The 16,722-nt window shown below is 67.7% G+C and carries 20 protein-coding genes; 10 read left to right on the top strand and 10 right to left on the bottom strand.

The genetic code is table 11. The features are described from left to right. Window positions 1-3: 3 nt before the first annotated feature. Window positions 4-756: a glycosyltransferase gene (locus BLS40_RS00920; RefSeq protein ID WP_092147537.1), complete on the bottom strand. Its 753-nt coding sequence runs from the start codon at window positions 754-756 to the stop codon at window positions 4-6. Between the two features lie 58 nt (window positions 757-814). Between BLS40_RS00920 and BLS40_RS00925 the strand changes: the two genes are divergently transcribed. Beyond that, window positions 815-2,080, top strand: coding sequence for a cytochrome P450 (locus BLS40_RS00925; RefSeq protein WP_092147540.1), 1,266 nt, complete (start codon window positions 815-817; stop codon window positions 2,078-2,080). 16 nt (window positions 2,081-2,096) lie between these two features. Here BLS40_RS00925 and BLS40_RS00930 read toward each other — a convergent pair whose 3' ends face one another. Further along, complete coding sequence (locus tag BLS40_RS00930) at window positions 2,097-2,726, bottom strand: CPBP family intramembrane glutamic endopeptidase (RefSeq protein WP_092147543.1); 630 nt, start codon at window positions 2,724-2,726, stop codon at window positions 2,097-2,099. 25 nt (window positions 2,727-2,751) lie between these two features. Between BLS40_RS00930 and BLS40_RS00935 the strand changes: the two genes are divergently transcribed. After that, window positions 2,752-4,170 (top strand): SDR family NAD(P)-dependent oxidoreductase, encoded by a 1,419-nt coding sequence (locus tag BLS40_RS00935; RefSeq protein WP_092147546.1) that lies wholly within the window; start codon window positions 2,752-2,754, stop codon window positions 4,168-4,170. On the opposite strand, the gene BLS40_RS00940 is transcribed toward BLS40_RS00935, so the two are convergent. Next, window positions 4,157-5,446 carry a cryptochrome/photolyase family protein gene (locus BLS40_RS00940; RefSeq protein ID WP_092147549.1) on the bottom strand — a complete coding sequence of 430 codons (1,290 nt, stop codon included), beginning with the start codon at window positions 5,444-5,446 and terminating at the stop codon, window positions 4,157-4,159. The genes BLS40_RS00935 and BLS40_RS00940 overlap by 14 nt on opposite strands. A 110-nt stretch (window positions 5,447-5,556) precedes the next feature. Here BLS40_RS00940 and BLS40_RS00945 point away from each other — a divergent pair, with 110 nt between their 5' ends. Beyond that, the gene (locus BLS40_RS00945) at window positions 5,557-6,366 is read left to right on the top strand and encodes a Bax inhibitor-1/YccA family protein (RefSeq protein WP_092147552.1); all 810 of its coding nucleotides are present in this window, start codon (window positions 5,557-5,559) and stop codon (window positions 6,364-6,366) included. Between the two features lie 92 nt (window positions 6,367-6,458). Here BLS40_RS00945 and BLS40_RS00950 read toward each other — a convergent pair whose 3' ends face one another. The 3 genes from BLS40_RS00950 to BLS40_RS00960 are packed head-to-tail and all read right to left on the bottom strand — an operon-like array spanning window position 6,459 to window position 8,048. Further along, window positions 6,459-6,983, bottom strand: coding sequence for a hypothetical protein (locus BLS40_RS00950; protein ID WP_092147556.1), 525 nt, complete (start codon window positions 6,981-6,983; stop codon window positions 6,459-6,461). A gap of 18 nt (window positions 6,984-7,001) precedes the next feature. Beyond that, window positions 7,002-7,526, bottom strand: a complete 525-nt coding sequence (gene greA / locus BLS40_RS00955) for a transcription elongation factor GreA (RefSeq protein ID WP_092147559.1) — start codon at window positions 7,524-7,526, stop codon at window positions 7,002-7,004. 51 nt (window positions 7,527-7,577) lie between these two features. After that, entirely contained in the window at window positions 7,578-8,048 is a 471-nt protein-coding gene (locus BLS40_RS00960) for a DUF4307 domain-containing protein (RefSeq protein WP_231908474.1), read from the bottom strand. 117 nt (window positions 8,049-8,165) lie between these two features. On the opposite strand from BLS40_RS00960, the gene mca reads away from it, so the two are divergent. From mca to BLS40_RS00975, 3 genes are read left to right on the top strand one after another with little or no spacing between them, the layout of a single operon-like run. After that, window positions 8,166-9,038: a mycothiol conjugate amidase Mca gene (gene mca / locus BLS40_RS00965; RefSeq protein ID WP_092147564.1), complete on the top strand. Its 873-nt coding sequence runs from the start codon at window positions 8,166-8,168 to the stop codon at window positions 9,036-9,038. After that, window positions 9,035-9,322, top strand: coding sequence for a hypothetical protein (locus BLS40_RS00970; protein ID WP_092147567.1), 288 nt, complete (start codon window positions 9,035-9,037; stop codon window positions 9,320-9,322). Before mca ends, BLS40_RS00970 begins: the two co-directional genes overlap by 4 nt. A gap of 52 nt (window positions 9,323-9,374) precedes the next feature. Then, window positions 9,375-10,145 (top strand): isoprenyl transferase, encoded by a 771-nt coding sequence (locus BLS40_RS00975; RefSeq protein ID WP_092147570.1) that lies wholly within the window; start codon window positions 9,375-9,377, stop codon window positions 10,143-10,145. 4 nt (window positions 10,146-10,149) lie between these two features. Here the strand turns inward: BLS40_RS00975 and coaA are convergent, their stop codons facing one another. After that, window positions 10,150-11,073, bottom strand: coding sequence for a type I pantothenate kinase (gene coaA / locus BLS40_RS00980; protein ID WP_092151997.1), 924 nt, complete (start codon window positions 11,071-11,073; stop codon window positions 10,150-10,152). Between the two features lie 87 nt (window positions 11,074-11,160). Here coaA and glyA point away from each other — a divergent pair, with 87 nt between their 5' ends. Beyond that, window positions 11,161-12,453 carry a serine hydroxymethyltransferase gene (gene glyA / locus BLS40_RS00985; protein WP_092147573.1) on the top strand — a complete coding sequence of 431 codons (1,293 nt, stop codon included), beginning with the start codon at window positions 11,161-11,163 and terminating at the stop codon, window positions 12,451-12,453. Here the strand turns inward: glyA and BLS40_RS00990 are convergent. Next, window positions 12,404-12,805, bottom strand: a complete 402-nt coding sequence (locus BLS40_RS00990; protein ID WP_092147576.1) for a DUF5997 family protein — start codon at window positions 12,803-12,805, stop codon at window positions 12,404-12,406. The two genes, glyA and BLS40_RS00990, sit on opposite strands and share 50 nt — an antisense overlap. Window positions 12,806-12,828: 23 nt before the next feature. Between BLS40_RS00990 and BLS40_RS00995 the strand changes: the two genes are divergently transcribed. Genes BLS40_RS00995 through BLS40_RS01005 form a run of 3 tightly spaced genes read left to right on the top strand, consistent with a single transcriptional unit; the run spans window position 12,829 to window position 14,584 of the window. Continuing rightward, window positions 12,829-13,407 (top strand): LysR family transcriptional regulator substrate-binding protein, encoded by a 579-nt coding sequence (locus BLS40_RS00995; protein ID WP_092147580.1) that lies wholly within the window; start codon window positions 12,829-12,831, stop codon window positions 13,405-13,407. Between the two features lie 44 nt (window positions 13,408-13,451). After that, complete coding sequence (locus BLS40_RS01000; protein WP_092147585.1) at window positions 13,452-14,015, top strand: LGFP repeat-containing protein; 564 nt, start codon at window positions 13,452-13,454, stop codon at window positions 14,013-14,015. An 11-nt stretch (window positions 14,016-14,026) separates the two neighbouring features. Next, entirely contained in the window at window positions 14,027-14,584 is a 558-nt protein-coding gene (locus BLS40_RS01005) for a GNAT family N-acetyltransferase (protein ID WP_092147588.1), read from the top strand. A gap of 7 nt (window positions 14,585-14,591) precedes the next feature. Here the strand turns inward: BLS40_RS01005 and BLS40_RS01010 are convergent, their stop codons facing one another. Together BLS40_RS01010 and BLS40_RS01015 are read right to left on the bottom strand one after the other, a co-directional pair. Continuing rightward, on the bottom strand, window positions 14,592-16,085 hold the full coding sequence (locus BLS40_RS01010; RefSeq protein WP_092147591.1) for an MDR family MFS transporter: 1,494 nt from the start codon (window positions 16,083-16,085) through the stop codon (window positions 14,592-14,594). Beyond that, window positions 16,079-16,702, bottom strand: a complete 624-nt coding sequence (locus tag BLS40_RS01015) for a TetR family transcriptional regulator (protein WP_157672421.1) — start codon at window positions 16,700-16,702, stop codon at window positions 16,079-16,081. Before BLS40_RS01015 ends, BLS40_RS01010 begins: the two co-directional genes overlap by 7 nt. Between the last annotated feature and the right edge of the window lie 20 nt (window positions 16,703-16,722).

Here is a 16,722-nt window from a genome sequence, read left to right on the forward strand (position 1 = left end):
AGCCTAGACGCGCTCCACCAGTCGGCGGTGCGGGGGCGAGACCGCGAACCCGCGCCGCATGGAGTGCGTCCCGCGCGCGAAGCGGCGCGCGAGCTGCCGGGCTCCGTACAGCGCGCGGGGATCCATGCCCACGGCGAGCTCGGGGCGGAACACGACGGTTTCGTGCGGCCGCACCGCGAAGGAGAGCTGGATATCGTCGTGCGACTCGGTGTCGGCGGGGTCGAGGGCGCCGCGAATATCGCACCACCACGAGGTGGTTAACGAGCAGTTGGTGCCGAAAAACGGCGGGTGGCCGAGCGCGGCGCCGACGCTTAACCGGTAGGCGCCCAGGTAGGCGCGGCTTGCGATGCGGCCGCGCCAGCCGGGGATGTCGAAACGCGCGGAGCCGGTGATCCCGACGACCTCCTTGCGCGGCGCCCGCGCCTGATCCCACGCTTGCAGCAGCCGCGCCGTGTACGTCGGGTCGGCCCACGCGTCGGCGTCGGTGCGCACGATCAGGTCGAGGCCCAGGGCCGCGGCCTCGTCGTAGCCTGCGCGGGCGGCCCACGTGATGCCGCGGCGCGCCTCGGCGACAACCGTGGCACCCGCGCTGCGCGCCACGTCCGCCGACTCGTCGGTGGACCCGTTGTCCACCACGATCACGCGGTCGAACGGGCGCGTCTGGCTGGTGAAGCTGTCCAGACAGCGGGCGAGCAGCGCAGCGTCGTTGAGGCACGGGACGACGAGGCCGATCGTTGGCTGGGGCTGGCGGAGCACAGCCGAAGTATAGCGCGGCCGCGAAGCCGCGGCGTCGTTTTCGCGTACCCTCGGGCCAATGGCATCCAAGAATTCCCGCGAGACCTCCCACAAGATCCTCACCGACGGTTACATGTACGCAGCCAACCAGCGCAAGAACGCGGGCGTGGCGCCCGAGTCCATGTGCCCCGTGTCCACGAAGCTCCTCGGCGAGGGCGCGACGATCGTCCGCGGCAGCGAGGGGATCGACCTGTTCTACAACGAAGACCTGGTCAAGCGCGAAGGCGCGATGCCGTCCGTAATCGGCGATGCCCTCGTGGGCAAGGGCGCCGTGCACAACCTCGACGGCGAGGCGCACAAGACCCGCAAGGCGCAGATGGCGGCGATGGCGTACGAGGACGAGCGCGTCGCCGAGTTCGCCCCGCTCGTAGCGGAGGAAGTCGAGCGAACGGTGGCCGCCTGGAAGGGCACCGAGGGCAACGTCTTCCACGACATGTCGCTCGCCTTCGGCCGCGCGGCGTTCCGCTGGGCGGGAATCGACCTGCCGCAGAAGGAGACCGACGAGAAGGTCGAGCGGATGATTACCCTGCTGGACACCTTTGGCAAGGCCGCTGGCACTCCCAAGGCGTTCTGGCAGCGCCGCCAGCTGGACAGCTGGGCCGGAGAGCTGATCACCGAGGTCCGCGAGGGGCGCGTCACCGCCCGCCCCGACTCAGTGCTCCAGCACATGGCCGACTTGAAGGACGAGAACGGCGAGCTTGTCGACGCCACCACCGCCGGCATCGAGCTCCAGAACCTGACACGCCCCACCGTCGCCGTGGGCATCTTCGCCTCCTTCGCGGCGGTGGCCCTGGCGGAGAACCCGCAGTGGCGCGAGCGCGTCAACCACGCCGAGACCGACCGCGAGGCCATCGCGTTCGCCCAGGAGGTGCGCCGCTTCTACCCGTTCGTGCCGATGTTCCCGGCCAAGGCCATCAAGGACACGGAGTTCAAGGGGTGCCCGATCCACGAGGGCGAGCGCGTCATTCTGGACTTCACCGGCACCCTGGGCTCGGACGAGGAGTGGGAGAACCCGGCCAGCTTCGACCCGGAGCGCTTCATGCAGTTCGCCAACCAGTCCGAGGCGGAGTCCGTCAAGGCCTTCATCCCGCAGGGCGGGGCGGACGTGCGCACGGGCCACCGTTGCCCGGGCGAGAAGATCGCCGTCACCGCGCTCTCGACCGCCGTCGCGGCGATGGCGCGGCCCGAAGTGAAGATCTCCACCGAGGCGAACGACATCAACTACTCGCTGACCCAGATCCTCACCCGCCCGGAGACCGGCGTGCGGGTGACGGTGACGCAGTAGCGCCTCTGCCGCGGAGCTAGAAGAACAGGGGGAGGATGCAGAGCATCCCCACGCTCCACGTCAGATGCAGCGCGATGGGGGAGAGCAGCCTGCCGCTGCGCACCACCTCGTAGTGGGCCAGGGCGCCCACGCACGCGGCGGCCAGGAGGAGCAGCGGGACGCCCATCGCCGCGGTCACCGCGCAGTACAGGGCGACTGAAAAGACCCCTGCGGCGAGCGGGCTGGCAACCACGCGCCGGGCGAGGAGTTGGCTCGGCACCACGTCGCGGTAGACCAGTTCCTCGCCGATGCCGTTGATGACCAGCACCGCCAGCGTCGGTATCCACCCGCCCTTGTCGGTGGTGGACAGCAGCTGCTCCACCGGCTCGGCGAGGAAGGGGATCCGGCTGACCACGACGGCGCCCGCCACGAACAGGGCGGCCAGCGCCGCGCCGAGTGCGATACCCCGGGCGATCTCGCGGCCCCGGCGCGGGCCGGAGAACGAGGCGCGGGAGCCCCACGCCCACCACGCGGCGAAGTAGATCGCCGCCGTGACGACGGTGGCGGCGTAGAAGCCGGGCGTGCCGTCGCCCGCCTGGCGCGCCACGAAGAGCCCCGCCGCGCCGGCGGCGCAGGGGAGCAGGAACGCGAATGCTGAGGGTGCCATCGCCGTAAAGTGTAGGCTAACTCGTATGAGACTCGCTCTGGTTACAGGCGCAACCGGATTCATCGGACAGCGCGTCGTCGTCGAACTCGTGGACCACGGGTGGGAGGTGCGCTGCCTGTGCCGCAGCCGCGATAAGGCTATGGCCATGCCGTGGGCTGACCGGGTGGAGTCCGGGGAGGTCGAGATCGTCGAGGGCGACGCCGGGGAGCGCGCTGACGTCGAGCGTGCCCTCGACGGCGTCGATTGCGCATGGTACCTGCTGCACTCGATGTCCTCCGGCAGCGGGTTCGCGGAGCAGGAGGCGGCGATGGCGCGCCAGTTCGGCGAGGTGGCGGCGGAGAAGTCGGTGAGCCGCATCGTGTACCTGGGCGGGCTGCACCCCGAAGGGCCGGAGGCCGAGGGCATGTCGGAGCACCTCGCCTCCCGGGGCCGGGTCGGCGAGGAGCTGCGGGCGGCGGGCGTGCCGACGGCCGCGCTGCAGGCCGGCGTCGTCATCGGCGACGGCTCGCTCTCCTTCGAGCTGCTGCGCCACGTGTCCGAGCGCGTGCCCGCCTTCGCGGCGCCGCGCTGGATCACCAACCGCATCACGCCGATCTCGGTGCGCGACGCCGTGCACTACCTCGTCGCCGCGGCCGATTTGCCGCCCGAGCACGACCGGGCCTTCGACATCGGCGGGCCCGACACGATGCCGTACGTGGACATGATGCAGCGCTACACGCAGGTCGTGGGGGTCAACCGCCGGCCTTTCCTGGCCGCCCCGATCATGACGCGGCGGCTCGCCTCGTTCGGCCTGTCTCTGCTCACGCCCTTGTCCATGCGCGAAATCCTGCCGATCTTCGACAGCGTCTCCTCCGACACCGTGCTCAAGGAGCGGGACCTGGAGGCTCTCGTGGGCACCCCCGAGGGCGGCAACCAGACCTTCGACGAGGCCGTCGCGGTGGCCGCGCAGGGGACGAACCCGGGGCGCTACGGCAAGATCGCCACGACGGTCCACCTCGCCGTGCTGGCGACCGCGATCGCGGGCTCGCTGCTCACGGACCCGGATTCGCGCCGCTACAAGCGCCTGAGAAAGCCTTCCTGGCAACCCCCGGCCGCGGCGTTTCCCCTCGTGTGGACCCTGCTCTACGTTGACCTCGCGGTGATCTCGTCGACGACCATCGCGGACTCGCTGGAAGCGGGCGAGCCGGCTGCGGCGCGGGCGGACGCGGCGGCGCTGGCCGGCAACCTGGTGCTCAACGCCGGGTGGAGCGGGGTGTTCTTCCGCTCCCACAGGCGGGGTGTGGCCGCCGCGTGGGCGGCGGCGCTCACCGCGTCCTCCGCAGACCTGGTGAGGCGCGCGTACCGGCGCTCACCCACCCGCGCCGCGCTGCTGGCGCCCTACCCGCTGTGGTGCGCGTTCGCGACCGCGCTGACGGCGCGGATCGCGCGTCTCAACCGTTCCTGATGTCGTCGTAGGCGGCCAGGGCCGCGCGCCGCGACTGCGCGACGTCCACCATCGGCTCCGGGTAGAGCGGGGTGTTGACCTCCGGGACCCAGCGGCGGACGTAGTCGCCGTGCGGGTCGAACTTCTCCGCCTGGGTCAGCGGGTTGAACACCCGGAAGTAGGGGGCGGCGTCGTCGCCGGATCCGGCGACCCACTGCCAGTTGAAGGCGTTGGAGGCCTCGTCGGCGTCGACAAGCGTGTCCCAGAACCACTCCTCGCCGTGGCGCCAGTGGATGCCCAGGTTCTTCGTCAGCCAGGAGCCCGCCACCATGCGCACCCGGTTGTGCATCCGGCCGGCGGCCCACAGTTCGCGCATGCCGGCGTCGACAAGCGGGACGCCGGTGCGCCCCGACTGCCAGGCCGCGAGGTCGTCCGGAACCTCGCCCGGCGTCCACTCCCAGTCGAAGCGGTCGAACTGGGGTCGCACGTTGCGCGTCGCCATATCCGGCACGTGGTAGAAGCGGTGCCACGCGAAGTCACGCCACACGAGCTGGCGCAGGAAGGACCACGCCCCGGCTTCCGCGGCGGCGTGCCACACGGCGGCCGGGCTGATCTCCCCGAAGCGCAGGTGCGGTGACAGCCCGGAGGTGAGCCCGGCCAGCGCGTCGTTGTCGTAGGCCTCTCCCGCCGCAATCTCCGCCAGGAAGGCGCTGAGGCGCTGCTCGGCGGCGGACTCGCCTGGGGTGTTGTGCTCAGCGAGCGAGGCAGCCCACGACGGTACAGCGTCCCGCGGCGGCGCGACCGGTTCGACGCCGGCCGGGGTCAGGCCGGGCGCGGGCTGGGGCGTGGGAGGGGCGTCGCCAAGCAGCGACTGCATAGCCTTGAAAAACGGGGTGAAGACCCGGTAGGGCCCGCCGGCGCCCGTGCGGACCTCCCACGGCTCGGCGAGGAGGAACCCGGGGTGCGTCACTGCGCCTGTGGCCTCCTTGATCTCCGCGTCGACCTCGATGAGGCGGTAGCGGCGGTTCCACGTCACCTCGGCGCCCAACTCGCGGGCGAGCGCCGGCACGACCTCGCGCGGGTCGCCCGCAACCTCGATGAGCGGGGCGGAAAGGGATCCGCGCAGGGAATCGAGGCTGCGGCGCTGCCACCACGCGGCCGCAGCGCCCAGGGGACGCCCGACAGTCTCGTGGACGAATAGGCAGACCACCTCACCGCGCTCCGCCGCCCATGTGAGAGCCGCGTTGTCGGCGATCCTGAGGTCGTCGCGGAACCAGACGAGAGTGCGAGTTGCCATCGGGAGACATCTTAGGCGCCCGGCGTTAATGTACGGCACTGGGAACTAAAGCTGCTCCCGCGTCGTTATAGAGCGTGTACTGAAAAACAAAGGAAAGGAAACCGGGGATAGTGAAAAGCAACAACCCTGTTTTGACCCGCCTCCCGCAGGCGGGTGCCGAGGCGGGCTACGGGTACCAGCAGGGCTACCAGCCTGGATACCAGCAGCCTTACAATCCGGCCGAAACAACCCGCCCGATGACGGTCGATGACGTTGTCACCAAGACCGGCATCACCCTCGCCGTCATCGTCGCGTTCGCGCTGCTCAACTTCGGCATCGCGCTTGCCGGGCGCCCCGACCTCGCGGTCATCCTCACCTTTGTCGGAGCGATCGGCGGGTTCATCACCGTGCTCGTCCACGCCTTCGGCAAGAAGTTCGGCTCCCGCACCGTCACGCTGGTCTACGCCGCGTTCGAGGGCCTCTTCGTCGGCGGCTTCTCGCTCATCCTCTCCGGCTGGATGGTGGGCGGGACGGATGCCGGGGCGATGATCTTCCAGGCCATCCTCGGCACCGTGGGCGTGTTCATGGGCATGCTGTACGTGTACAAGACCGGCGCCGTGCGCGTCACGCCGCGCTTCAACCGCATCCTCACCGGCGCCATCTTCGGTGTCGCGATCATGGCCCTGGGCAACCTGGTGTTGTTCCTGTTCACCGGCGCGAGCCCGCTTCGCGACGGCGGTCCGCTGTCCATCGTCTTCGGCGTGGTGTGCATCGTCCTCGCCGCCCTGTCCTTCCTCCAGGACTTCGACCTCGCTGACCGCCTCGTGCGCACCGGCGCGCCGGCCCAAATGGCGTGGGGTGTCGCCCTCGGCCTCGCCGTCACCCTCGTGTGGCTCTACACCGAGATCCTCCGCCTGCTGTCCTACGTCAACCGGGACTAATCCCGCGGCAAGGCAAAAAGAATCCCGCGCGGTCTGCACGACCTGCGCGGGATTTTTGCTGCCAGGGTGTAGCCCGGCAGTACTGGCTGGACCTAGTACTGGCTCTCCGGGTTCACGGAGATGCCGTCGACGGTCACGGTGGTGAACTGCATCTTGCCGTTGACGTCCTGCGGGTTGCTCAGCACGATCTGGATGTCCTCTTCGCGGCGGTCCGGGTCGACGGTGACGCGGGTTCCGGTGCCGGAGGCGATGGAGTCGGTCCACTCGGTCCAGGAAATCTCCTCGACGAAGTCGTTCTCATCCTGGCACGCGAGCACGATGCGATCCGGCTCCGTGCCTTGATCCTTGCCGCAGTTCGTGTAGGTCGGCTGCTCAGCGCCCGCCGCGGCGGTGCTCGTCGCGGCACGCGCGGAGGATGCCTGCGCGACGTTGGAGCGGGTCGCCGACGCCTGCGTCTCCTGGCCCGAGCCCGCGAGGGAATCGGGGTTCTGGCTGGTCGCGGTGTCGACCTTGTTGCCGGAGTCGACCTGGTGGGGAGGCGAGCAGGCGGCGAGGCCGAGTGCGGCCAGAGCGAAGAATCCGGCCGCCGTGGCCTTACGGGTGGTGCTGATGTTCACGGGTGTGGGTGTCCTTTCCTAGGATCGCGCGCGCGGGGTAGCAGCCTTGTCTGAATCATACGGCTCGGCGGAGACAATGGTGACCGAAATCTCGCGGCCGTTGGGTGCACTGTAGGTGCGGGTCTCGCCCTCGGAGGCGCCGATCAGGACGGAACCGAGGGGGGAACTCTCGGAGTAGGTCTCCAGATCCTTGTTGTCGGTCGAGGCCGCGCGGGTGCCGATGAGGAAGGTCTCCTTATCGTTTTCGTCACCGTTGTAGTAGACGTGGACGACGGAACCCACCTGAGCTACGCCCTCGACGACGCCGGAGCGCTCGGTGGTGGCGTTAGCCAGGATCTCGGAGATCTGCTTGATGCGCGCCTCCTCCTGATCCTGCTGCTCGCGGGCGGCGTCGTAGCCGGCGTTCTCCTTGAGGTCGCCCTCCTCGCGGCGCTCGTTGATTTCTGCGGCGATGACGGGGCGATTGTCAATGAGCGCCTGGAGTTCGCGCTCGAGCTTCGCCTTCATTTCCGGGGTGATGTACTGCTTTTGGGTCTCAGCCATATGTTCCAAACCTTCCGTCACGTGCCAATACTGGGCCGAATTCTATCACGCTCACCGGGCCGAATACGCCGCGGTGTAGGTCTGCGAGGTGTCCATGTAGAAGGGGATGTCCTCCGAGCAGCCGTAGATCCGGCCGGACACGGCGGGGTGGCGCACCGGCAGGTCAACGCCGACGTGGATGAGCTCCTCGCCGCCCGCCGGGACGATGACTTCTCTGCGGCCGACCTCGGCGAAGTCGTAATCCACGGCGGTGACGATGCAGTAGGTGGGCACGGAGGTGTCGCGGCGGGTGACGTCGATCCACAGGCGCGTGGTGTGGTCGTCGATAGCCTCCTGCGTGACAAAGCTCGCGGTGACCGGGACCGCCTGGCGCTGCATGTAAGTGCGAGCCCCGGCGACGATGACCAACAGCAGCATGAGCGCCGCCGCGATGGCGAGGACTTTGCCGCCGATGCCTGAGGTGGGGTTGGGCGTTGTGCGGTCCCCGTAGCGGCTGGCGGGGCGGTCGAGCTCGTTGGTCACGGTGGGGAACATCCTCGGCTTGTGGCGGTAACGGCGGTAATGGCGTTAATGACTTTCCCGTCGATAGTACTAAGATGGGCCCGAGTTCAAGGAATACTAGATGGTTGGAGATGCCGAATGCGCCTGATGGCAGTCCACGCCCACCCCGACGATGAGTCCTCGAAGGGCGCGGCGACGATGGCACGCTACGCGGCGGAAGGCCACCGCGTGAAGGTGATTACGTGCACCGACGGACAGCGCGGCGACATTCTTAACCCCGCGATGGATCGCCCCGGCGTGCTGGAAAACATGATGGAGGTGCGCAGGGAGGAGATGGCGCGCGCGGTCGCCGCGCTGGGGATCGAGCACGAGTGGATGGGCTACCAGGATTCGGGGCTTCCCCAGGGCGACCCGCTTCCGCCGTTGCCCGAGGGGTGTTTCGCGCTCGTCGATACGCGTGAGGCGACGACGTCGCTGGTGGCGGCCATCCGCGAATTCCGCCCGCACGTGATCATCACCTACGACGAGAACGGCGGCTACCCGCACCCCGACCACCTCAAGGTGCACGAAATTTCCATGGAGGCGTGGGACAAGGCCGGGGACCCGGAGTTCGCGCCGGAGGCGGGCGAGCCATGGACCCCGCTGAAGCTGTACTACTCGCACGGGTTCATCCTGCAGCGCATGATGCTGCTGCACGACAGGCTGCTCGAGCAGGGAAAGCCCAGCCCGTACGGGAACATGATCAAGCGGTGGCAGGAAAACGAGGCCGACGTGATGAGCCGGGTGACCACCCGGATCGAGTGCAGCGCCTACTTCCCCAACCGTGCCGAGGCGCTCACGGCGCACGCCACGCAGATCGACCCTGCCGGGGCGTTCCTCGCTAGCCCGGTGGAAGACCAGCAGGCGGTCTGGCCGACTGAGGAGTTCGAGCTCGCACGCACGCGCGTGACAACGCACCTGCCGGAGGACGACCTGTTCGCGGGCCTGGAACAGATGGAGGATGACCGATGAGCGACATCGCATCCGCCACGATCGCGGTCGTGGCGCAGGCGCCACCGCAGACACCGGTGGGGCCGGAGTTCGGCAAAGCGTCCCCGATCGGGATGCTCATCATCGTCGCCTTGGCGGTGGTGGTGCTGAGCCTGGGGTACGCTTTCCACCGCCGGCTCTCGCGCTTCAACCGGCGCCGAATGTTCGCCGAAACCCACGGTATTGACCCCTTCGACCAGGAGGCTGTGGACAAGGCAATGGCGGAGGCGGGAGTGTCGGACCGCCGCCGCACGCAGTACCTGTAAAGACCTGTACTTCACGGGACATCACATATGCGCAGAAAAGTAGAGCGGAGGGGTGAGCGTGCTGGAGAAAGTCCTCTACCCTCTCTACGAGGCCCGGCTTAAGCGCGAGCTGCGCGGCAAGAAGCGGCCGCGGCACATCGCCGTGATGGCGGACGGCAACCGCCGCTGGGCGCGCGAGGCGGGGTACACCGATGTGTCCCACGGCCACCGCGCCGGCGCCGCGAAGATCGGGGAACTGGTGCGCTGGTCCGCGGAGATGGACATCGACGTCATCACCATCTACCTGCTGTCCACCGAAAACCTGCAGCGCACCACCGAGGAAGTCGAGCTTCTCTTCGCCATCATCTCCGATGTGGTCAAGGAGCTCGCGGCGGAGGACTACTCCTGCCGTATCAAACTCGTGGGCCACCTCGAGCTGCTGCCTGACGACGTCGCGGCGGGCATGCAGCGCTCCGCCGCGGCGACCTCCGAGAAGGGCGGGCTCAGCGTCAACATCGCGGTAGGCTACGGCGGGCGCCAAGAGATTGTCGACGCCGTGCGCACCCTGATCGCCGACGAAATCGCCGCCGGCACCCCCGCGGGCGAAATCGCCCGGAAAGTGACCGCCGAATCGATCGGCGACAACCTCTACACCTCCGGCCAGCCCGACCCCGACCTGGTCATCCGCACCTCAGGCGAGCAGCGGCTGAGCGGCTTTTTGCTGTGGCAGGCCGCCTATTCCGAAATCTGGTTCACCGACACGTACTGGCCGGCGTTCCGCAAGATCGACTTCCTGCGCGCGCTGCGCGACTACTCCCAGCGCTCGCGCCGCTTCGGCAAGTAGCCCTTCACATTTTGCGCATCCGCACCCGCTCGACTGAGTGGTCGGCGCCTTTGCGCAGCACCAGCGAGGCGCGCACGCGGGTGGGCAAAATGTTCTCCACCAGGTTCGGCAGGTTGATGGACTGCCAGATTTCGCGGGCCTCGCGAGTCGCGTCGGCATCGCTCAGCTCGGCGAACCTGGCGAAGTGCGCGCCCGGCTCCTTGAAAGCCGTGGTGCGCAGCTCGAGGAAGCGGTCGATGTACCACTGCTCGATGTGCTCGGTTTTCGCGTCCACGTAGACGGAGAAATCGAAGAGGTCCGAAATCATGAGCGTCGGGCCTGTTTGCAGGACGTTGAGGCCCTCGATGATGAGGATGTCGGGCTTGTCAACGAGCTGGTGCTCGTCCGGGATGACGTCGTAAAGCTTGTGCGAGTAGACGGGCGCCTTAAGCCCGCCCGCGCCCGATTTGACGTCGGTGACAAACCGCATGAGGTTGCGGCGGTTGTAGGACTCGGGGAAGCCCTTGCGGCCCAGCAGGCGGCGCTCGCGCAGCACCGCGGTGGGGTAGAGGAAACCGTCGGTGGTGACCAGGTCCACCCGCGGATGGGAATCCCAGCGCTGGAGCAAAACCTGCAGCAGGCGGGCGGTGGTGGACTTGCCGACGGCCACCGAGCCGGCGATGCCGATGATGTACGGCACCCGCATCGATTCGCCCAGGAAAGTCGCGGTGGCGGCGTTGAGGCGCTGGGCGGCCTCCACACGCAGGTGGATGAGGCGGGAGATGGGCAGGTAGATGTCCGCGACCTCACCTAGATCGATGTTCTCGCCGATGCCGGCGAGACGGGCCAACTCCTCGGAGGTGAGCACCTGGGGCATCGCCGCGCGGCGCTGGCGCCAGTCGTCGCGGTGGAAGTCAACGTACGGGCTGGAATCGACAGCGCGGGACATGGGCACCATTGTGTCACCCGCTGCATATACTAGCTCGAAAGGCTCCCCGAAAGAGACTCCCGAACAAGAAGAAAGGACCCGGATACCGTGTCTGAAGATGTGCGCTACCAGGACCTCGCCTCGCTCGACCCCGAAGTCCACGCCGCGATTGTCAGCGAGCTCGGCCGCCAGCGCGACACGCTGGAAATGATCGCGTCCGAGAACTTCGTCCCGCGCGCCGTGCTGCAGGCGCAGGGCTCCGTGCTCACCAACAAGTACGCGGAGGGTTACCCGGGCCGCCGTTACTACGGGGGTTGCGAGTACGTCGACGTGATCGAGGACCTCGCGCGCGACCGCGCGAAAGAGGTGTTCGGCGCGCAGTACGCCAACGTCCAGCCGCACTCGGGTGCCCAGGCCAATGCGGCGGTGCTCATGGCCCTGGCGGAGCCGGGCGATACCATCCTCGGCCTCGACCTGGCTCACGGCGGCCACCTCACCCACGGGATGAAGATCAACTTCTCCGGCCGCCTCTACAACGTCGCCGCGTACCAGGTGGAGGAGGACACCCACCTGATCGACATGGACAAGCTGCGCGCCCAGGCCCGCGAGGTGAAGCCGAAAGTGATCATCGCCGGTTGGTCGGCCTACCCGCGCCAGCAGGACTTCGCGGAGTTCCGCTCCATCGCGGACGAGGTTGGCGCCTACCTGTGGGTGGACATGGCGCACTTCGCCGGTTTGGTCGCCGCCGGGCTGCACCCCTCCCCGGTGCCGCACGCTCACGTGGTGTCCTCCACCGTGCACAAGACGCTGGGCGGACCGCGCTCCGGTTTCATCCTCACCAACGACCTGGAGCTGTACAAGAAGCTCAACTCCGCCGTGTTCCCGGGCCAGCAGGGCGGCCCGCTCATGCACGCGGTGGCAGCGAAGGCGACCGCCTTCAAGATCGCGGGCACGCCCGAGTTCAAGGACCGCCAGACCCGCACGCTGGGTGGCGCCCGCATCCTGGCGGAGCGCCTGACCCGCGAGGACGCGAAGGCGGCCGGCGTGGATGTCGTCTCCGGCGGCACCGACGTTCACCTCGTGCTGGTGGATCTGCGCAACTCCGACATGGACGGCCAGCAGGCGGAGGATCTGCTGCACGCGGTGGGTATCACCGTCAACCGCAACGCCGTGCCGTTCGACCCGCGCCCGCCGAAGGTCACCTCCGGCCTGCGCATCGGCACCTCCGCGCTGGCCACCCGCGGGTTCGGCGACGAGGACTTCACCGAGGTCGCCGACATCATCGCCGAGACGCTGATCAAGGGCGAGGGTGCGGACCGCGAGGCGCTGGGCGCGCGCGTCGACAAGCTGGCTAAGAAGTACCCTCTGTACCCGAAGCTGGAGAGCTGGAAGATGCTCTAGCTTCTCGGGCGGCGCGCAGCCACTCGGGCTGGTCCTGCAGCAGCTGCGCGATCTCCTCGGTGGTCAAGGGCTTGTCCATCCCGTTCTTTTTCAGGGCGGTGATGGAAATCCCCAACTTGCGGGCGACCTCGGGGCGGGGGTGGGGCCCGGTCAGGCGCAGCTGCCGCAGCCACTCCGGCGGGTTGTTCTGGAGCTCACGCAGCTGCGCGTGGGTGACCGCGCTGTCGCGGAACTCCTCGGGCGCGGCCGGCAGATAGATCCCCAGCTTGTCCGCAGCGGTCGACGGCTTCATGGCGGTGCCGGACGGTGCGAGCCTGGTGGGCTCGGTGGGCTCAGTGGGCTTGTCAGTCATGGCTCCGACGGTAGCATTCAGGCATGCTCACACTCGCTTTCGCAACCGGCACCGAGCCCGGCAAATGGTTCCGGCGCTACCTCGAGGCCACCGACCACGGCTTGGACGCGCGCGGCGCGGACGACCCGCTGTCGCTTCTTGAGGCCGGCGAGTGCGTCGTTGCCTTGATGCGGCTTCCGGATGCGCGCGTAAGCGAGGAGCACCACCGGGTGATCCTCTACGAGGAGGCCCCCGGGGTCGCGGTGCCCAAAGGGTCGCTCTATGCGGAACTCGGGGAGCGCGTGCTTATCGACGACCTTGCCGACGAACCGGTGAACTTCGCCTACGCGCCGGGGGCCGAGATAGACCAGTTGCGCGCTGCGCTACAGGTGGTTGCCGCGAATGTCGGGGTGGCGTTCGCCCCGAAGCCGCTGCTCAAGGCGCTGTCCAAGAAGCAGGTCACGGTGCTGGACGTGGAGGGTGAGACGACCCCGGTGGCGCTGGTGTGGCGCAAATCCGACGACGGGGACGCGGTGCAGGACTTCGTCGGAATCGCGAAGGGGCGCAGCGTCAGATCGTCGCGCAACGCCCCGCGAAAAGCGCGGACGAGGAAATATCGTTAACCTGGAGTTCGCACAGTGTTCTTCTAATAAGAAAGGCTTGATATATGACTATCAACCGCAAGCTCACAGCAACCCTCGCGGCCGCCGCCCTGGCCACCGGCCTGACGGCGTGCTCCACCGAAGGCGGCTCGGAGGAGACGACCGTCGCAGAAACCGCCACCGAGACCAACACCGAGACCAACACCGAGACCACGACTGAGGCTCCGGAGGGCACCGAGACCACTGCGGGCACAGTGCCGGTGACCACCGCCGACGGCGCGCAGGCAATGGTCCCCGCCGGGGTCAAGGAGGCCATGGACACCCACGCCCAGCCCGAGTGGGGCGAGCCGCTCAGCGTCGAGGAGACGGAGGGTGGCTGGATCGTCGCGTACGACGACGGCCACTACGTCACGTGGAACGAGAACACGGGCGGCGCGCCGACCTGGGGCGAGATCGCCAACAACTGGCTGACCACCGTCGAGCCCGAGCAGGGGCTCGGCTTCCCGGTCGCCGCCGAGACGCAGCTCCCCGACCAGTCCGGCTGGGTCCAGGAGTTTGAGCACGGCACCATCGAGTGGACCCGCGGTGAGGACGGACTGTTCCAGGCGAACGTGAACGTCACCCACTAGAGTTAGGCACCATGTCAGATCCGACACGAAACGGTTTCCAGCTCCGCCCCATCCGCCCCGAGGACTACCCGCAGGTCCGGGAGATTTATGAAATGGGCCTGCACTCGGGTCACGCGACGTACGAGACGAAGGGGCAGAACTGGGAGGAGTTCCGCTACAAGAAGATTATGGAAACCGTCTTCGTTGCCGTCGACGTCGAGGACGACGCGCGGATCCTCGGCTGGGTGTCGGCCGCCAAGGCGTCGACACGCAGCGTGTTCCACGGGGTGGTGGAGGATTCCATCTACATCCACCCCGACGCGCGCGGCAACGGGGTGTCCGGCGCGCTTTTAGACAAGCTGATTGAGACCTGCATCGCCCTGGATAAGTGGTCCATACACTCGTGGATTTTCCCGGAGAACGAGGGCTCGGCCCGGCTGCACGTCTCCCGCGGCTTTGTGAAGGTGGGGACGTTTAGCCAGATGGCGAAAATGACGTACGGCGAACTCGAGGGCCAGTGGCGCGACACCGACGTCTACGAGCTCCTGCTGCCGACTCCCGACGAGAAGAGCCGGCAGGCTTCCCAGTAACCCCCTTTTAAGAAAGGGTCTCCTTCAGCGGCTCTTCCTTCACCGGCAGGAGGAGCGCCAATGCGAAGAGCGTCATTGGCACCATGAGCAGGAAGACGGGTGTCAGGCCGTCGTTGTAGCTCGAGACCACGGCGGTGTGCAGCGGCTCCGGCAACGCCGCCACAGACCCGGGGGTGAGGCTGTTGAACCCCCCGCCGGAGGGGAGCAACTCGGCGGGCAGCCGCTCCTCCAGGTTGCGGCGCACGTTGTGGATGAACAGGGAGCCCACCAGCGAGGCTCCCACCGCGGAGCCGAGCTGACGGAAGAAGTTGTTCGTCGCGGTCGCCGTGCCCACCACCGCGAGCGGGAACGAGTTCTGCACGATGAGGACGAGCACCTGCATGACCAGGCCGAGTCCGAAGCCGAAGATGAACATGTAGGTTCCCAGGACGACGAGGCTCGACGAGGCGTCGAGACGCGAAAACAGGAACAGGCCGAGCGCCATGATCCCCATGCCGACGATCGGGTAGATCTTGTAGCGCCCCGTGCGGGCGATGACAAACCCGATGGCTACGCCGACCACGAGCAGGCCAATGACCATGGGGACCATCATGAGGCCGGCCTCCGTCGGGGTCAGGCCGTGCACCATCTGCAGGTAGGTGGGCAGGTAACCCAGCGCGCCCATCATGGCGAAGCCGAGGACGATGCCCGCGGCGGTGGTCAGAGCCATGTTTCGGTTGGCAAACAGCTGCATCGGGATGAGCGGGTTCGCCGCGCGCAGCTCCACGAACACGAACAGGGCGGAGGACACGATGGCCACGATGATGAGGCTCACGATGGTGGCCGAGCCCCACTCGTACTGCGTTCCGCCCCAGGTCGTGGTGAGGATCGTGCTCGTCGTTGCCGTGACCATGAGCAGGGTGCCCAGCCAGTCGAAGTGCAACGGCTCGTCGCTGCCCGTGCGCAGGTGGAGCACGATCGTGCACACCGCGATCGCGGCCAGGCCAAGCGGGATGTTGATCCACAGACCCCAGCGCCAGCCCGGGCCGTCGGTGAACCAGCCGCCGAGCACGGGGCCGAGCACCGAGGCCACGCCGAACACGGCGCCGATCGCTCCCATGTACTTGCCGCGCTCACGCGCCGGGACGGTCTCGGCGATAATCGCCTGCGAGTTGACCATCATGCCGCCGGCGCCGAAGCCCTGGACGGCGCGGCCGACGATGAGCAGCCCCATCGTGTCGGCGAAGCCGCCGATCGCGGAGCCGATGACGAACAGGGTGATGGAGCCGATGTAGAGCCACTTGCGGCCCAGGCCGTCGCCAAGCTTGCCGTTGAGCGGCATGGCGATCGTCATGGTGACCATGAACACCGAGATGACCCAGCTCATGTGCTCCACGCCGCCGAGCTCGCCGACGATGGTGGGCAGCGCGGTGCCGAAGATCATCTGGCCCAGCGAGCTCATGAGCATCGTGAGCATGAGGGCGCCGAAGATAATTCCGATTCGGGGTTGTTTGGTTACCATGCGAGCTCCTTGCACAGGTCTGAATAGATGCGGGCTGCACTGCGCAGGCTCGCGAGCGGGGCTTCCCCGTCGGTGGGGAAGTGGGGGTTGGTCAGGTACAGCGACAGGGCGCTGCGGTACATCTCGATGATGGCGTGGATTTCGACCTCCACGGGCACATCCGCCAGTGTGCGGTCGTCGGGGAAGTGCTCGAAATGCTTGCCGACGCTCTCCGCCAACGCGGTCAGTCTCTCCACCCGCCGCGTGTGCACGGCGTGGGCCAGCGACGGGTCCTCGGCCAAGAGAGTGCGGCGGCGCGCGGACAACTCCGGGTCGTGCCTCTGGTCGCGTTCGCGCAGCTGGGAGAGGACAAGTTCCACCACGTTGTCTGTTTGGGTGGTGGCGATGGTGTCCAGGGCGGCGTCATCAAGCTCGAACGGGAAGGTGCCGATGACGGCCTCGTCCTTGGACGAGACGTAGTTGAAGAACGTGCGCCGCGAAATGTCCGCGGCGTCGCAGATATCCTCCACGGTCACGGAGTCGAACCCGTGCCGTTCGACGAGCTCCAGGGCTTCGTCTGTGATGCGGCGCTGCGTTGTCAGGCGCTTGCGCTCGCGTAAACCTGACGATTTTGTCACGGGGTGCAACATTACACCCC

The sequence above is a fragment of the Corynebacterium mycetoides genome (assembly GCF_900103625.1).
In the GTDB taxonomy this organism is placed as follows: Bacteria; Actinomycetota; Actinomycetes; order Mycobacteriales; family Mycobacteriaceae; genus Corynebacterium; species Corynebacterium mycetoides.

Coding starts and splice junctions, on each gene's coding strand:
- BLS40_RS00935 (WP_092147546.1), top strand. CDS start 2,752: ATGAGACTCGCTCTGGTTACAGGCGCAACCGGATTCATCGGACAGCGC.
- BLS40_RS00970 (WP_092147567.1), top strand. CDS start 9,035: ATGAGCGACATCGCATCCGCCACGATCGCGGTCGTGGCGCAGGCGCCA.
- BLS40_RS00940 (WP_092147549.1), bottom strand. CDS start 5,446: ATGGCAACTCGCACTCTCGTCTGGTTCCGCGACGACCTCAGGATCGCC.
- BLS40_RS01010 (WP_092147591.1), bottom strand. CDS start 16,085: ATGGTAACCAAACAACCCCGAATCGGAATTATCTTCGGCGCCCTCATG.
- BLS40_RS01000 (WP_092147585.1), top strand. CDS start 13,452: ATGACTATCAACCGCAAGCTCACAGCAACCCTCGCGGCCGCCGCCCTG.
- BLS40_RS01005 (WP_092147588.1), top strand. CDS start 14,027: ATGTCAGATCCGACACGAAACGGTTTCCAGCTCCGCCCCATCCGCCCC.
- BLS40_RS00995 (WP_092147580.1), top strand. CDS start 12,829: ATGCTCACACTCGCTTTCGCAACCGGCACCGAGCCCGGCAAATGGTTC.
- mca (WP_092147564.1), top strand. CDS start 8,166: ATGCGCCTGATGGCAGTCCACGCCCACCCCGACGATGAGTCCTCGAAG.
- greA (WP_092147559.1), bottom strand. CDS start 7,526: ATGGCTGAGACCCAAAAGCAGTACATCACCCCGGAAATGAAGGCGAAG.
- BLS40_RS00930 (WP_092147543.1), bottom strand. CDS start 2,726: ATGGCACCCTCAGCATTCGCGTTCCTGCTCCCCTGCGCCGCCGGCGCG.
- BLS40_RS00925 (WP_092147540.1), top strand. CDS start 815: ATGGCATCCAAGAATTCCCGCGAGACCTCCCACAAGATCCTCACCGAC.
- BLS40_RS00990 (WP_092147576.1), bottom strand. CDS start 12,805: ATGACTGACAAGCCCACTGAGCCCACCGAGCCCACCAGGCTCGCACCG.
- coaA (WP_092151997.1), bottom strand. CDS start 11,073: ATGTCCCGCGCTGTCGATTCCAGCCCGTACGTTGACTTCCACCGCGAC.